Origin of the sequence: Paenibacillus sp. JJ-100 (assembly GCF_948329825.1) — a bacterium.
GTDB lineage: Bacteria > Bacillota > Bacilli > Paenibacillales > Paenibacillaceae > Paenibacillus.
Genome location: NZ_CAOJCM010000002.1, coordinates 1,369,679 through 1,384,402, shown reverse-complemented (window position 1 = coordinate 1,384,402; position 14,724 = coordinate 1,369,679). Strand labels below are relative to the sequence as shown.

Annotated in this window: 16 protein-coding genes; 15 read left to right on the top strand and 1 reads right to left on the bottom strand. The window is 46.0% G+C overall.

What is annotated here, in order from left to right:
- The first annotated feature begins 59 nt into the window (after nucleotides 1-59).
- Nucleotides 60-458: a fluoride efflux transporter CrcB gene (crcB, locus tag PQG66_RS12905; RefSeq protein ID WP_272038058.1), complete on the top strand. Its 399-nt coding sequence runs from the start codon at nucleotides 60-62 to the stop codon at nucleotides 456-458.
- Entirely contained in the window at nucleotides 458-817 is a 360-nt protein-coding gene (gene crcB, locus PQG66_RS12900; RefSeq protein ID WP_272038057.1) for a fluoride efflux transporter CrcB, read from the top strand. Before crcB (PQG66_RS12905) ends, crcB (PQG66_RS12900) begins: the two co-directional genes overlap by 1 nt.
- A 131-nt stretch (nucleotides 818-948) precedes the next feature.
- On the opposite strand, the gene mnmA is transcribed toward crcB (PQG66_RS12900), so the two are convergent.
- Nucleotides 949-2,073, bottom strand: a complete 1,125-nt coding sequence (gene mnmA, locus PQG66_RS12895; protein WP_272038056.1) for a tRNA 2-thiouridine(34) synthase MnmA — start codon at nucleotides 2,071-2,073, stop codon at nucleotides 949-951.
- A gap of 366 nt (nucleotides 2,074-2,439) precedes the next feature.
- Between mnmA and cymR the strand changes: the two genes are divergently transcribed.
- The 13 genes from cymR to PQG66_RS12830 all read left to right on the top strand — a co-directional run bounded on the left by cymR (nucleotide 2,440) and on the right by PQG66_RS12830 (nucleotide 14,524).
- Complete coding sequence (cymR, locus tag PQG66_RS12890; RefSeq protein WP_272038055.1) at nucleotides 2,440-2,859, top strand: cysteine metabolism transcriptional regulator CymR; 420 nt, start codon at nucleotides 2,440-2,442, stop codon at nucleotides 2,857-2,859.
- A gap of 175 nt (nucleotides 2,860-3,034) precedes the next feature.
- Nucleotides 3,035-4,186 (top strand): cysteine desulfurase family protein, encoded by a 1,152-nt coding sequence (locus PQG66_RS12885; RefSeq protein WP_272038054.1) that lies wholly within the window; start codon nucleotides 3,035-3,037, stop codon nucleotides 4,184-4,186.
- A 162-nt stretch (nucleotides 4,187-4,348) separates the two neighbouring features.
- Complete coding sequence (locus PQG66_RS12880; RefSeq protein WP_090915545.1) at nucleotides 4,349-4,870, top strand: PRC-barrel domain-containing protein; 522 nt, start codon at nucleotides 4,349-4,351, stop codon at nucleotides 4,868-4,870.
- 11 nt (nucleotides 4,871-4,881) lie between these two features.
- Nucleotides 4,882-5,091, top strand: a complete 210-nt coding sequence (locus PQG66_RS12875; protein WP_090915543.1) for a hypothetical protein — start codon at nucleotides 4,882-4,884, stop codon at nucleotides 5,089-5,091.
- 309 nt (nucleotides 5,092-5,400) lie between these two features.
- Complete coding sequence (locus PQG66_RS12870; protein ID WP_272038053.1) at nucleotides 5,401-6,468, top strand: AI-2E family transporter; 1,068 nt, start codon at nucleotides 5,401-5,403, stop codon at nucleotides 6,466-6,468.
- A gap of 469 nt (nucleotides 6,469-6,937) precedes the next feature.
- Nucleotides 6,938-9,559: an alanine--tRNA ligase gene (gene alaS / locus PQG66_RS12865; RefSeq protein WP_272038052.1), complete on the top strand. Its 2,622-nt coding sequence runs from the start codon at nucleotides 6,938-6,940 to the stop codon at nucleotides 9,557-9,559.
- A gap of 129 nt (nucleotides 9,560-9,688) precedes the next feature.
- Nucleotides 9,689-9,949, top strand: a complete 261-nt coding sequence (locus PQG66_RS12860) for an IreB family regulatory phosphoprotein (RefSeq protein WP_024633073.1) — start codon at nucleotides 9,689-9,691, stop codon at nucleotides 9,947-9,949.
- A 124-nt stretch (nucleotides 9,950-10,073) separates the two neighbouring features.
- Nucleotides 10,074-10,490, top strand: a complete 417-nt coding sequence (ruvX, locus tag PQG66_RS12855; RefSeq protein WP_272038165.1) for a Holliday junction resolvase RuvX — start codon at nucleotides 10,074-10,076, stop codon at nucleotides 10,488-10,490.
- Nucleotides 10,491-10,502: 12 nt separating this feature from the next.
- Entirely contained in the window at nucleotides 10,503-10,802 is a 300-nt protein-coding gene (locus tag PQG66_RS12850; protein WP_017686820.1) for a DUF1292 domain-containing protein, read from the top strand.
- Complete coding sequence (locus PQG66_RS12845) at nucleotides 10,803-11,117, top strand: DUF1292 domain-containing protein (RefSeq protein ID WP_272038051.1); 315 nt, start codon at nucleotides 10,803-10,805, stop codon at nucleotides 11,115-11,117. It begins immediately after the preceding gene.
- Nucleotides 11,118-11,192: 75 nt separating this feature from the next.
- Nucleotides 11,193-12,233, top strand: a complete 1,041-nt coding sequence (gene mltG, locus PQG66_RS12840; RefSeq protein WP_272038050.1) for an endolytic transglycosylase MltG — start codon at nucleotides 11,193-11,195, stop codon at nucleotides 12,231-12,233.
- Between the two features lie 14 nt (nucleotides 12,234-12,247).
- Nucleotides 12,248-13,177 carry a peptidase U32 family protein gene (locus PQG66_RS12835; RefSeq protein ID WP_272038049.1) on the top strand — a complete coding sequence of 310 codons (930 nt, stop codon included), beginning with the start codon at nucleotides 12,248-12,250 and terminating at the stop codon, nucleotides 13,175-13,177.
- Nucleotides 13,178-13,195: 18 nt separating this feature from the next.
- Nucleotides 13,196-14,524, top strand: coding sequence for a peptidase U32 family protein (locus tag PQG66_RS12830; RefSeq protein ID WP_272038048.1), 1,329 nt, complete (start codon nucleotides 13,196-13,198; stop codon nucleotides 14,522-14,524).
- Nucleotides 14,525-14,724 lie beyond the last annotated feature (200 nt).

Sequence of the window (14,724 nt, the reverse complement as noted above, 5' to 3'; positions counted from 1 at the left end):
TGGTCAGTTTATGTAAAACAACGATAGATTCCGAAGCGTAATTCAGGAGATGGACAGAAATGAAAGAGTTAGCATATGTCGGAGCAGGCGGTTTTCTAGGCACTTTGACCAGATATACCATTCAACTGATGATGCCTGCGGCGAATACAGGTTTTCCATGGGCAGTGCTGTTGATCAATGCGATCGGCAGCCTGTTTTTGGGTTGGTTTTTTACCATAGCCATTCCGGAAAAAGTAACACCCCCGCTCCGCCTCGCCATAGGCACAGGGTTTACGGGAGCCTTCACGACCTTCTCTACGTTTACACTGGACATCGTTCGTTTATCGGAGAGTGGAGAATGGATCAAAGCCGCGCTTTATCTCCTTATTAGCGTAGGGGCAGGGCTGTTGCTCTGCGCCTATGGCATCAATCTGGGCAACCGAATGCTTGCTGCCTCCCCCAAAGAAGGTGATGCCTGATGATCATCTGGATTGGACTAGCAGGAGTGTTAGGTGCGCTGCTTCGTTATAGCCTGGGCAAGGTTATCTCCGGTAAGCTGGGGACTGCTTTCCCTTGGGGCACTTGGGTCATTAACATCAGCGGTTCACTGATTCTTGGGATACTGTATGGAGGGCATCAGGCGGGGAGTGTGTCAGACGACTTATGGGTGGTGTGGGGCACCGGCTTCTGCGGAGCGTATACGACCTTCTCTACCTTTGGTTATGAAACATTAACTTTAATGGGACACCAACGATATACCAGAGCGATGCTTTATGTGGTGAGTTCTGTCGTGGCGGGTGTGTTAGGCTGTCTGGCAGGAGTATGGCTCACTGCATAATTTAACTCTTTTGATTTTTTTGCAAAAAAAAGCAGGAAAAAAGCCATCCTTCATGGTATTACATGAAAGACGGCTTTTTTTGTAGGAATACATGGGATTGGCTTCCACTCTTCAAGTGATGAGCAAGTCTATTATTGCATCGCCGGTACGGGTACTTTCTGTACTTGATCAATTGTACCACCGCCGAGGCACACTTCTCCATCGTAGAAAACAACGGCTTGTCCTGGCGTAATCGCTTTTTGCTGTTGGTCAAACTGCACATCAACGCTGCCATCTTCCTGCCAGGTCAACGTAACGCCTTGATCCGGTTGACGATAACGGAACTTGGCTGTGCAGCGGAAAGGCACATTTGGTGTGTGCTCTGCACCTGCAATCCAGTTTACGCCTGTAGCTGTCAGACCTGTGGAGTACAAGCTGGCATGCGCATCGCCCTGTACAACAAGCAGTTGGTTTTTCTCCAGGTTTTTATCAGCAACGAACCAAGGTTCACCGTTGCCCGAACCGCCAATGCCAAGTCCTTGACGTTGACCTAGGGTATAGTACATCAGACCATCGTGACGTCCTTTGACTTCACCCGTTACGATATCGACCATCTCTCCGCCTTTGGCTGGAAGATAGTTGCTCAGGAACTCCTTGAAATTGCGTTCACCGATGAAGCATACACCTGTGCTGTCTTTTTTCTTCGCAGTGTACAAACCAGCAGCTTCAGCAATTTTACGTACTTCCGGTTTAGGCAGGTGCCCAATCGGGAACATGGCTTTGGATAGCTGTTTTTGATTAAGAGCGTTCAGGAAGTAAGTCTGGTCTTTGTTGTTATCCACACCGCGCAGAAGCTTGAACGTACCGTCTTCTTCAATGAGACGTGCATAGTGGCCTGTAGCTACATAATCTGCGCCCAGATCGAGCGCTTTGTTCAGGAATTCACCAAATTTGATCTCACGATTACACATGACATCCGGATTCGGTGTACGACCCGACTTATATTCATCAAGGAAATAGGTAAATACTTTATCAAAGTATTCTTTCTCGAAGTTGACAGTGTAGTAAGGAATGCCGATCTGTTCGCACACCCGACGCACGTCTTCTGAATCTTCTTCAGCGGTGCAGTGGCCAAACTCGTCTGTATCATCCCAGTTTTTCATGAAAATGCCGATGACATCGTAACCTTGCTCCTTCAGAAGCAATGCGGTAACCGATGAATCTACACCTCCGGACATGCCAACGACGACCCGTGTATTTTCATTTGCTTTGGACATCGTTATCACCATTTCTATATATAAATGTGTTTCGTTACTATTCTAGCATAACCTAGCTGAACTTACGATACACCCGGCCAATTTTGGATAGTGTCCACTCCAGGCGCACATTTTTGCAATATCGTCAATCTTTCTTTTCCATAAATCATGCAGATATGTTAACATTACTTGAGGGTTATGATCGGAATACGGAGGATTAGAATCACGAGACCTACTTTTCTAAAAGTTTGCGTAATGCAATTACGGAATTGACGGTCATGAACCACATAGAGAAACAGCATGAAGAACGGTATCATGAACAGTACCTAGCACATTAAGCATCCATGTTCCATTTTGTTTTTTTGAAAATTGAAAGAGGTGACTCCTTTGAAAATATCGACAAAAGGCCGTTATGGTCTAACCATTATGATGGAGCTGGCCGCCAGAATTGGCGAAGGCCCTACATCACTGAAAAGTATCGCCGAGCGCAACCAGCTCTCCGAACATTATCTGGAGCAGTTGATTGCACCGCTGCGCAATGCTGGACTTGTTAAGAGTATTCGCGGAGCGTACGGCGGTTACATTTTGGCAGGAGATTCTGCAACGGTGACCGCGGGAGACGTTATTCGTGTACTGGAGGGGCCGATCTCTCCTGTAGATTTTACGGAAGAAGATGATCCCGCGAAACGTGATCTGTGGCTTCGCATCCGGGATAGCATTGCAGAAGTGCTGGATTCAACTACATTGAAAGATCTGATTACTTTTGAGGATCAGGAAGAGAAAGACTCGTACATGTTTTACATCTAGCTGGAGCAAGCAAATGCGCTGTTTCAGAAGACACACTAAAGCCCCCAACATTGGGGGCTTTAGCCGTGCCAATGGAGAATACTGCTTATTCTGGCTTAGTGCAGAAGCGGTTCACCATATACTATTTTTCAGATTTAGATGTTAATCCATCTAACACATAAATGGGGTGAAAAAAATGAAACATATCTATTTGGATCATGCTGCATCGACACCGATGCATCCACGCGTGGCTGAGGCCATGATGAACATCATGAAAGGGCAATACGGCAATCCATCCAGCATTCATGCTTTTGGTCGTGAAGCCAAACGCACCGTTAGTGGGGCGAGGGATGTGGTTGCGGCATCATTGGGATGTAATCCCGACGAGCTCGTTTTCACAGGCGGCGGCACGGAAAGCGATAACCTGGCCATTTTTGGGGCGGTTGCGGCTAGGGCGGAAAAGGGAAAACATGTGATTACAACGGCAATTGAACATCATGCTGTTTTACATTCATGTCAGGAACTTGAACGGCAAGGATATGAGGTAACCTATCTGCCGGTGGATGAGTCTGGACGCATCAGAGTGGAAGACCTACGTGAAGCGATCCGGCCGGACACTGTGCTGATTACGATGATGTATGCCAACAACGAAATCGGTACGATTCAACCGATTCGTGAGGTCGGTGAACTCGCACGTCAGCATGATATCTTGTTCCATACGGATGCCGTTCAGGCATTGGGTAGCCAGCCCATCTCATGTAAAGACCTGCCTGTGGACCTGGTCAGCTTCTCGGCGCACAAAATTAACGGACCGCAAGGTGTAGGAGCCCTGTATGTCAGACGTGGCGTTACATTGGAAGCCAGATCACACGGTGGTTTGCAGGAACGTCAGCGACGTGCCGGTACAGAGAACATGGCGGGGATTGTAGGATTTGCTGAAGCGCTTAAACTGAATTCGGAACAGGGTGCCGAGCATCTTCAACATGCTCTTGAACTACGGAAACTTCTTCTGGATCAACTTGCCGTTCATGTGGGTGAAGAGCATTTTCATGTCAACGGACATGCGGAGCATACCCTTCCTAATATTCTTAATATCAGCTTTCCTGAAGTGTCTACGGAAACGATGCTGATGAATCTGGACATGGAAGGTATTGCCGTAGCGAGCGGCTCAGCTTGTACATCAGGTTCACTTGAAGTATCCCATGTACTTAAAGCGATGAATTTGCCGAAGGCATTTTTACAGTCTGCGATTCGATTTAGCTGGGGGTTGGGTAATACTACGCAAGATATCATCACAACCGCCGAAAAAATTGGAACCATTCTTGAACGACTGCGTAATAGACCTTAGGGTCTCTTTACACATGGAACAGAAGGAGGGGAGGAGTTCCATTTTCATCGGTTGGTAGAAGCGGTTTGATGATCGGCGTATGATTGCCATTCATCAACTTTGGGCATACCTAGCAATAACGCCGCGGCTATACAATGTGAAGAAGATGAGGAGGACCCAGCGATGAAGCTTCAGGAAATGATCGGACTTGCTGTTTTTGATGTTGAGGATGGGAAGCAGGTCGGTAAAATCCAGGATTTCATTGTGAATGATGATTGGGAGATTGAAGGCATTGAACTTGAGAACAAAGGCCTGTTTACCAATCATGTCAAAATGGTGCAATGGGAAGATATCGTTGCCTATGGCGAAGATGCCGTCATGATCCGTAATCAACAGGCTGTCCGCAAGACGGGGGCCGACGACATAAAATACACGTACCTCCTTGGTCGTTCGAAATTGAAGGAGATGTCCGTGCTCACCGAAGAAGGGTTGCTGCTCGGACGAGTCTCTGATGTTTATTTTGACCAAGAGTTGGGAAATACAATAATAGGGATTGAAATTACGGACGGTTTTGTGTCCGATCTGATTGAGGGCCGAAAATGGCTGCCATGTACAAGTGATATGTCTATCGGGGAAAGTGCTATTATGGTACCGCCGCTGAGTGAACAGCGCTTGGAAAATGCCATTCATTCTGTTAACGGATAGGTGAAGGATTTATGAAATGTCCAAATTGTAGTTCGAAAGATATCGGAAAAATTGGCTCCCATCAGTTTTATTGCTGGGGATGCTTTATTGAATTAACGGTTAATGGTGAGAAAATGTCTGTGTACCAAGTAGAAGAAGACGGTACGCTAAGCTCTCTGGATGATTTGTTCTTCGGAGAAGAGTTGCCGCAGGACTTTCCTCACATTCACGCTTCTTCATAAAATCAGTCTAACTTCATCTATGTTCGGTCTAACGACAATAAATGTTGTTGAATACTGTCGCAATTCGGCGACAAATGGATATAGATGCGGTTACATAGGTTCAGGACCGACGATGTTTAATGATATGATGTACTGGTCCATAACATGCGTTTTCCTCCGAGGAGGAAAACGTTTTTTTATTTTTTTCTGAAAGTGTTGGATGTCGTTGCATCTCCTCCGCTACCAAAACTTTGATCTCAAGGTTAATAAAAATTCCCTCTCTTACATATACTGATTTTCAGAGCCAGTCCAAAAAAAGGAGAGATGGAAGTGGAGCAACTAACCAAAAATAAAATGTTTCGTTATGCCATCTGGCTCTTGCTTGGATTAATTATTCTATATTTCATCTGGCTATTAAGGCCACTGTTATTACATATCTACGGTTTTCTAAAAACAGTACTAGCTCCATTCATTGTAGCACTAATCATATCCTATGTACTTAATCCAATTGTAAGTATGCTTGGCGGGCGCAAAGTTCCACGTTCTATTGCTGTTCTGTTGATCTATGCTTTTTTTCTGACTTGTCTTGGGGTCATTTTAATGAATGTCATTCCTGTACTAATTGAACAGCTCGAAGAATTAAACGAACACATGCCCGAGCTGTCCATGAGGGCACAGAATCTCATGAATAATATGGATCACAAATTAATGCCGCCAAGTATACGTACAGGCATGAATAGCTGGTTTTTCCAGATGGAGGATCGACTGACGCAGGGGATCACGGTGCTGATGGACAATATCGGGGCGACAATTAATGTGTTGTTTAACGTCTTTATTGTGCCGTTCCTCATTTTCTATATGTTAAAAGATTTTGAGGTGTTCGAACGTGCGGTTGTTGCATACTTGCCCCGTTCACGCCGTAAAGCGATCGTTTCTCTGATGAAAGAGATCGATACGGCTCTGGGAAATTATATTCGCGGCCAATTTATCGTGTGTGTAATCGTAGGAATCTTTGCTTATATTGGATATATCGTTATTGATATGCCTTATGCTTTACTGCTGGCTAGTATTGTGGCTGTGTTCAACATTGTGCCCTATCTGGGCCCATTTCTAGGAGCGGCACCTGCAGTGGTCATGGCTTCAACCGTTTCTTTTAAAATGGTGCTGCTGGTTATCGTAGTTAACACACTCTGTCAGGTGTTGGAAAGCAATGTGATTTCTCCTCAAGTGGTAGGGCGAACGCTGCATCTTCATCCGCTCTCTATTATTTTTGCGTTGCTGGTCGGGGGAGAACTGGCTGGGATTGTAGGTCTCATTTTAGCTGTGCCTGTCTTTGCCGTTTTGAAGGTCATTGTGCAGCACTTTTTCGCTTACTACATCAAGCGGAAAATCGAGTGACATAGTTACACAATGCGTGAATCAACAGCTAGTCAGACCGTCAGCCAAGCGCGTTGACACTCACTGGCTCTATCGATATAATGGAAGTGCATGTTTGGAATACGCAAAATCGATGATGAAATGAAGTATGCCGAGGATTCCTTTCCTCAGAGAATAGACTACTTCGAATTCAGGACGTTTCTGAGTTCGCTGGCTGGAAGAGTCTTGAAAGTTGAAGCGGCAGAAAGCTGATTTCGGAGTGCAGGACAACCCTGCCGGGCGCGACCGTTACTCGCATGAACGAGGAGATTGTTCTGTCCTTCGCCTACAGCGAAAGAAGAGCAATAACCAGGGTGGTACCGCGATAACATCGTCCCTGATATTCAGGGGCGTTTTTTGTGTTTGTTTTTACAAATAAACAACCAGAAGATAGGTTAACCAACCGTGGCAATATTGTCGCGGATCTTATAATTGATGGGGGCAACCACGTATGAAAGCTAGTGAAATTCGTTCTAAATGGATTAAATTTTTTGAAAGTAAAGGTCATAAGATCGAACCAAGTGCATCGCTTGTGCCGCATAATGACCCTTCCCTACTGTGGATTAATGCAGGTATGGCGCCGCTGAAACCTTACTTTGACGGACGGGAGAAGCCAGAGAACCCACGTCTTGCGAACTCGCAAAAGTGTATCCGTACCAACGATATTGAAAATGTCGGCAAAACACGTCGTCACCACACGTTCTTTGAGATGCTGGGTAACTTCTCGATCGGTGACTATTTCAAAGAAGAAACGATTACTTGGGCTTGGGAATTCCTGACGAGCAAAGAGTGGATCGGGTTCGATCCGGAGCGCCTGTCTGTTACGGTATATCCTGAAGATGAGGAAGCGTTCAAACTGTGGAATGAAAAAATCGGATTGCCGGCTGAACGAATCATCAAGCTGGAAGAAAACTTCTGGGATATCGGTGAAGGCCCGTGCGGACCTTGTACAGAAATCTTTTACGATCGCGGCGAAGCTTACGGCAACGATATGAATGACCCAGAGATGTATCCGGGCGGAGAGAACGAACGTTATCTGGAAGTATGGAACCTCGTATTCTCACAATTTAATCATAACAAAGATGGTAGCTATACACCGCTTCCGAACAAAAACATTGATACAGGTGCAGGCTTGGAGCGCTTTGCTTCCATTCTACAAAATGTAGACTCCAACTTTGACACGGATCTGTTCCAACCGATGATCCAGAAAACAGCTGCGCTTGCAGGTGTGAAATACAACGACAGCGTTGAGATTGACGTTGCGCTCAAAGTTATCGCCGATCATATTCGTACGGTGGCATTTGCTGTAGGTGATGGTGTACTGCCAAGCAATGAAGGCCGTGGTTATGTCATTCGCCGTTTGCTGCGCCGTGCCGTTCGTTACGGTAAAGTATTGGGTCTGGATCGTCCGTTCCTGTACGAGCTGACAACAACGGTTGGTGAAGTGATGGGCACGTACTATCCGGAAGTTGTGGACAAGCAGGAGTTTATTGCCAAAGTCATCAAAACGGAGGAAGAGCGTTTCCACGAAACACTGTCAGACGGACTTGCAATTCTCGCAGATATCAGTGCTACTGCTAAGTCGGAGGGACGTACGGTTATTAGCGGACCAGAGGCATTCAAATTGTATGATACCTATGGATTCCCGTTTGACCTGACTGAAGATTACGCAGCTGAGCATGGTCTGACAGTGGACCGAGAGGGCTTCGATGAATCTATGCAGGAGCAGCGTGATCGTGCGCGTGCGGGACGTCAAGAGAATGAGAGCATGAAGGTTCAAGGTGGACCGCTTGCTGATCTGGAGGTTAAAAGCGAGTTTGTTGGATATACTGACCTGTTGACGGAAGCAAAAGTGGTGGCCATTGTTACCGGAGATGCTCTCGCTGATTTTGCTGGAGAAGGACAGACCGCTCAAATTATTTTGGACAAAACACCTTTCTATGCAGAAAGCGGCGGTCAAGTGAGTGACCAAGGTTTACTTCGTGGCACTAGTGCTGTAGCCAAAGTTCAAGGTTTGTTCAAGGCTCCGCAAGGCCAGCATGTGCACATCGTGACGATTGAATCCGGTGAGCTTCGCGTGGGTGATGTAATCCGAGCAGAAGTGGATGCAACGAAACGTGGCGACATCATTAAAAACCATACAGCAACACATTTGCTGCATAAAGCATTGAAAGATGTACTTGGCACGCATGTTAATCAGGCGGGTTCCCTGGTGGAACCGCAACGTTTGCGTTTTGACTTCTCTCATTTCGGAAGCATTACGCCGGAAGAGTTGGTCGAGATTGAACGCCAGGTGAACGAACAGATCTGGAATCGACTGAATGTGGACATCGAGCTGAAAGGCATCGATGAAGCAAAAGAAATGGGTGCGATGGCCCTTTTTGGTGAGAAATACGGAGATATTGTACGTGTTGTTCAAATTGGAGATTACAGTTTGGAACTTTGTGGCGGCTGTCACGTAAATAATACTTCAGAGATTGGAATCTTCAAACTGGTCAGCGAAAGCGGAATTGGATCGGGTGTACGCCGTATTGAAGCTGTCACAGGGCGAGGTGCATATCTGTATGTAGAAAGCCAACTCGAGCTGCTTAAACAGTCTGCAGCATTGCTTAAAGCGAATGTAGCGGATGTGCCGAAGCGGATTGATGGTCTGAATCAGCAGTTGAAAGAAGCGGCGAGAGAAACAGAATCTCTGCAAAGCAAACTAAGTGCGATGGAAGCAGGTCAGTTGACGGACCAAGTCGTACAAGCAGGGAATACACAGTTGCTTGCAGCTCGCGTAGATGCACCGAATATGGACGCGCTCCGTACGGTTGCTGATGAGCTCAAAGTAAAACTGCCGGATGCGGTGCTCGTTCTTGGTGCGCCTGCTGATGGCAAAGTGAATTTTGTTGTTGCAGTGCCTGCAGAGCAGGTGAAAGAAGGTCTGCATGCCGGCAAAATCGTCAAGGAAGTTGCAGCAGTATGCGGCGGCGGTGGCGGTGGACGTCCGGACATGGCACAGGCCGGAGGAAAAGACGCAAGTAAGCTGGACGAAGCACTGAAACTAGCCGTTACAATCGTCAGCCGGTAAAGGACAAGCAAAAAACACAATTGCCTTATCCTTTGTTTACTTGTGGCAGTCAGAATATGTTATTATATAAGCAGAAATCAATTCGGCAGGACATGGTCCCCATGTTCATGCAGGAGCGAGGTGTCATCAATGGACTCCATGGATAAGACGGTTAAATTTAATGTGAAAGCTGACGAACAGGAGGCCTCTTCAAAAGAGATTCTTCTCACGGTTTATGACGCGCTGGTCGATAAAGAGTATAATCCCATTAACCAGATCGTTGGATATCTGATATCCGGCGACCCCGCGTATATTCCGCGTCACAACAACGCACGTAGTCTGGTCCGGAAAAAGGAGCGCGACGAGCTGATTGAAGAGCTTGTACGTTCCTACCTGGCCAATCACCGGTAACGTACGCCGCTTCCGTATGTCTGCAGCTGTGCAGACATACGGACAATGGATCGACAGAAGACAGACTGAAGTCTGGACAGATGATTGAATATCATTTGAACAGGCCCCAGAATGGGAGAGCATGATGAAAAAATTAGGTTTGGACTATGGGGACCGCAGAATCGGAGTTGCTGTGAGTGACGCCTTCGGTTGGACTGCCCAGGGATTGGAAGTACTTGAACGCCGCCGGGATGAAGGTGAGTTCACACGAATTGCGGAACTGGTGCGAGAGCACGAGATTAGCGAAATCGTGGTTGGACTTCCCAAAAACATGAACGGCACCGTAGGACCACGTGGTGAACTATGCATTGCGTTTGCTGAACGCCTGCGGGGCGAACTGAATTTACCTGTTCACCTTTGGGATGAACGGCTGACAACGATGGCAGCCGAACGTACGCTGATCGAAGCGGATGTCAGCCGCAAAAAACGCAAACAGGTTGTGGACAAAATGGCTGCAAGCCTGATTTTGCAAAATTATTTGGATGCCAATAGTAAAAGGTGAGGGGGATCAACAATGGCTGAAGATCAACTGGGTATGGAAGAAGAAGCTGAGATTATTTATATTGCAGATGACGAGGGTAACGAAGAGGAATTTGAAGTCATCATGAAATTTGAAGTAGACGGTTCGGAGGCCAAGTATATGATGGTTGCTCCGGTTGAACCTGAAGATGGTGAAACGGATGTGTACGCATTCCGTTACGAAGAAGAAGGCGATGATATCAAACTTTTTGTGATCCAAGACGATGCCGAGTGGGATATTGTCGAGGAGACCTTTAATACATTTCTTGCTGAAGATGAAGAGGAAGCGAACTAAATGACGGAATATAATCGCAAGGACCTGAAATGGACAGATTCGCTGCGTCTGGCATTCGGTGCTCATGTGGAGCTCGAGGAAGAGAACGGTAAATCACATCCGTATGAACTGCTTGCTGAGTTTGAGGTACATGGGCAGCAGTACGCGGTGCTCCGCAGTTCATTGCGTCCGTATGACGAGGTTGAACTTCTGCGGGTTGTACCGGGAAGTGAGAACCAGATCATGCCGGAGTTAGTAACGATTGATGATGACGATGAGTGGGAAAGCATCTCGGAGCTATATGATGAGTGCACGCTCCCGATCGATGAAGATTAACCAGCTTCAAATTGAAAAAACCGGAAGGGCGGAGCAGTCCGCTCTTTTTGGTCGTGTAAAGGAGTTGTGTATCGGTTGAAAGGCAAACTCATAGGTATTTTTTTGCTGGTTTTGCTCGTTCTAGCTGTAGGAGCCGGCGGGTTTATATGGAGCATGATGCGCCCGGTAGAAGCTTCCTCCAAGCCTGTTGTATTTGAAATAACAAGCGGGTCGGGAACCTCCAAAATTGCAGATCAGCTTCAGCAAGAAGGACTAATTCGCAACAGTCTCGTTTTCAAAGGTTATTTAAAATGGAAAAAGCAAGGCAGTAACTTTATGGCGGGTAAATACGCCATGAATCCAGGTGTGACATATGATGAGATTATTCATAAACTGAGTAATGGCGATGTCATACCTGAGGAAATGGTGAAGTTTACAATTCCAGAAGGATATACCGTTTTGCAGATAGCGGACAAGCTCTCGGCCGAGGGAATTGTGGATAAAAAAGAATTTCTCAAACTGGCTAATGATGCCTCGTCCTTCGACGTGGATATAATCAAAACCGTCCCGGTGGATGAAGAGCTGAGATATGTGCTGGAAGGTTATCTTTTTCCGGAAACGTATGAAATGAAAAAAGGGAGTACCACCCATGAGGTGATGCAGCGGATGTTAGATGAGTTTCAGACCAGAGTGAACTCCATTCCGGATCTGCAAGCGAAGCTGGAGGTACAGAAACTTTCATTGCATGAATTGCTGACTATTGCATCGCTGGTGGAACGAGAAGTTGTAGTAGATCAGGAACGTGCACTGGTAGCAGGTGTCATTTACAATCGATTGGAACAGGATATGAAGCTGGAGATTGATGCGACAGTTCAATACTTACTTGATAAACCGAAGGCAAGGCTTCTGTTTAAAGATCTTAAGGTGCAGAGTCCGTATAATACGTACTTGAACAAAGGTTTACCGCCAGGACCCATTGCCAGTCCAAGTCTAGCGTCTATAGAAGCGGCTCTGGAACCGGAAGCTTCGGAATATCTGTTTTATGTAACGAAAAAAGATGGTACTTCAGAGCACTTATTTGCCAAGACGTACAAGGAACATCAGCGAAATATAGCCAAAAGTAAGGCTGCGCAATAAGCGGAGGGGATTAGATGAGTACAAAACATGAACTGCTTGTGACAGCGGCAGATGTAAAAGAAGCAGAAGCATTGCTTCATGCCGGAGCGGACGCTCTATTGATTGGAGATGACCGTTTTGGCATGCGCTTGCCGGGTAGCTTCACCATCGAAGAGAATGCAGAAGTGGTAGCCTTGGCTGCCAAACATGGGGCACGGGTTATTGTGTCAATGAACAACCTGATGTCGAATGATATACTAAAAGAATTGCCTGAATATGTACAAGCTATAGGACGCATTGGTGTACATGCGGTAGAGTTTAATGATCCATCCGTACTGGCTGCGATTAAAGAGCATGCACCGCACATTCGTTTACATTGGAACGCAGAGATGACGTCCACAAACTATGCAACGGCCAACTATTGGGGAACCAAAGGAGCCAGCCGGGTTGTACTTGCCCGTGAGCTGAATATGGACGAGATCACGGAGATGGTTCCATTTTTAAAAGTAGAAGCACAGGTGCAGGTTCATGGAATGACGAATATTTACCACTCCAAGCGCAGCCTGGTGCAGAGTTACTTGGCACATCAAGGACGTCCAGTAGAAGGTTATCTCGGTAAGGAACGTGGATTGTTCTTGATTGAGGCTGAGCGACGGGATGAGAAATTCCCGATCTATGAGGATGTGAACGGAACGCATATCATGAGTTCAGAGGATATCTGTATTCTGGAGGATCTTCATCTGATGATGGAGGCAGGCGTACAGAGCTTCAAGGTAGAGGGCATACTAAAGCCTATTGCTTACAATGAGGCTGTTGTCCGGGCTTATCGTAAAGCTATAGACACATATGAAGCAGATCCTGACGCGTATGCATATAACGAAGATTGGTTGCGAGAAGTTCGAGAGCTGCAGGACCCTGAGCGAGAATTGTCGTTTGGATTTTTCTACAAAGAACAAGTGTATTAATAGACGAGGTGAACAAAGATGGAAACAGTGGCGGTCAAACGGAAGTTTTCGGGTAAACGTAACCGTCTGGATAAACCGGAGTTGTTGGCTCCTGCGGGAAATCTGGAGAAATTAAAATTTGCAATTCACTATGGCGCAGATGCCGTATATATTGGTGGTCAGTCTTATGGACTTCGTTCCAATGCGGACAACTTCAGCTTTGAAGAGATGCGTGAAGGCGTGGAGTTTGCAAAAAAATATGGGGCGAAAGTGTTTGTAGCCACTAATATTTATGCACATAATGAAGATATCGCAGGGATTGAAGCGTATTTGCAAAACCTCTATGACGCGGGCATCTCGGCTGTTATCGTTGCTGATCCTGCTATTATAGAAGTAGCTTTACGTGCAGTGCCGGGTCTGGAAGTTCACCTTAGCACACAGCAGTCCACTCTGAACTGGCAAGCTGTGAAGTTCTGGAAAGACGAAGGGCTGCCAAGGGTTGTGCTTGGTCGGGAAACAAGCTTCGAGGAGATTGAAGAAATCAAAGCAAATGTAGACATAGAAATCGAAGCTTTCATCCATGGAGCAATGTGCTCCTCATATTCGGGACGATGTGTATTGTCCAATCACTTTACTGACCGAGATTCGAACCGCGGGGGGTGCTGTCAGTCCTGCCGTTGGAAGTATGATCTGTTCGAGGATGCGAGAGAAGGTACAGTCTGGGTAAGTGAAGAAGAGATGCAGATGAAGGCTCCTGCACCATTTAAGCTGGGAGAAAATCAGATGCCTCTGTTTCAGGAACAGGATAATCCATTTTCAATGGGTTCCAAAGATTTATGTATGATCGGGCATATTCCAGAATTAATTGATGTAGGTGTGGACAGCTTCAAAATTGAAGGACGGATGAAATCGATCCACTACGTAGCAACAGTCGTCAACGTGTATCGTCAGGCGATTGACTCTTACATGGCGGATCCTGAAAATTATGAACTGAAACCCGAATGGTTAGAAGAGATGAACAAAGCTGCGAATCGTCCATTGAATACTGGTTTCTTCTATGATACACCTGATCATGAAGATCATATCTATGAGCCGGAAGAAAAGGCTGTTCCTTATGACTTTGCCGGTCTTGTGATGGAGTATGATGAGGCTACAGGTATGGCGACAATTCAGCAGCGTAATCACTTTAAACCAGGACAGGAAATTGAGTTTTTTGGTCCAAATGGTACGTTTTTTAAACAACGGGTAGGCGAAATTCAGGATAAAGACGGTAACGTATTAGACGCCGCAAGACACCCGTTGCAATTGATAAAGATGAAAGTAGATCAGCCTGTTTCTTATTTTGACATGATGAGAAAAAAGAAGTAGGCTCATGTACCTATATCTTATATTGATATGCACAATATAATGTTAACGAATCACAAAAATATGTTATATAATGCAAGAAAAGTCCTCCGTATATCGGTATACGGTGGGCTTTTTTTTATAGAAAAATAGGAAAAAAGTTGTAATTTATTTTAGGAGAATTGGAGGAAACAAAAAAATGTTGTCGAATAGTACATATTTAT

Excerpts from the sequence above, each read along its gene's own strand:
- PQG66_RS12885 (WP_272038054.1), top strand. The coding sequence starts at position 3,035 with ATGAAACATATCTATTTGGATCATGCTGCATCGACACCGATGCATCCA.
- PQG66_RS12845 (WP_272038051.1), top strand. The coding sequence starts at position 10,803 with ATGACGGAATATAATCGCAAGGACCTGAAATGGACAGATTCGCTGCGT.
- PQG66_RS12850 (WP_017686820.1), top strand. The coding sequence starts at position 10,503 with ATGGCTGAAGATCAACTGGGTATGGAAGAAGAAGCTGAGATTATTTAT.
- PQG66_RS12835 (WP_272038049.1), top strand. The coding sequence starts at position 12,248 with ATGAGTACAAAACATGAACTGCTTGTGACAGCGGCAGATGTAAAAGAA.
- mnmA (WP_272038056.1), bottom strand. The coding sequence starts at position 2,073 with ATGTCCAAAGCAAATGAAAATACACGGGTCGTCGTTGGCATGTCCGGA.
- PQG66_RS12875 (WP_090915543.1), top strand. The coding sequence starts at position 4,882 with ATGAAATGTCCAAATTGTAGTTCGAAAGATATCGGAAAAATTGGCTCC.
- crcB (WP_272038057.1), top strand. The coding sequence starts at position 458 with ATGATCATCTGGATTGGACTAGCAGGAGTGTTAGGTGCGCTGCTTCGT.
- PQG66_RS12830 (WP_272038048.1), top strand. The coding sequence starts at position 13,196 with ATGGAAACAGTGGCGGTCAAACGGAAGTTTTCGGGTAAACGTAACCGT.
- PQG66_RS12860 (WP_024633073.1), top strand. The coding sequence starts at position 9,689 with ATGGACTCCATGGATAAGACGGTTAAATTTAATGTGAAAGCTGACGAA.
- PQG66_RS12880 (WP_090915545.1), top strand. The coding sequence starts at position 4,349 with ATGAAGCTTCAGGAAATGATCGGACTTGCTGTTTTTGATGTTGAGGAT.
- alaS (WP_272038052.1), top strand. The coding sequence starts at position 6,938 with ATGAAAGCTAGTGAAATTCGTTCTAAATGGATTAAATTTTTTGAAAGT.
- crcB (WP_272038058.1), top strand. The coding sequence starts at position 60 with ATGAAAGAGTTAGCATATGTCGGAGCAGGCGGTTTTCTAGGCACTTTG.
- ruvX (WP_272038165.1), top strand. The coding sequence starts at position 10,074 with ATGAAAAAATTAGGTTTGGACTATGGGGACCGCAGAATCGGAGTTGCT.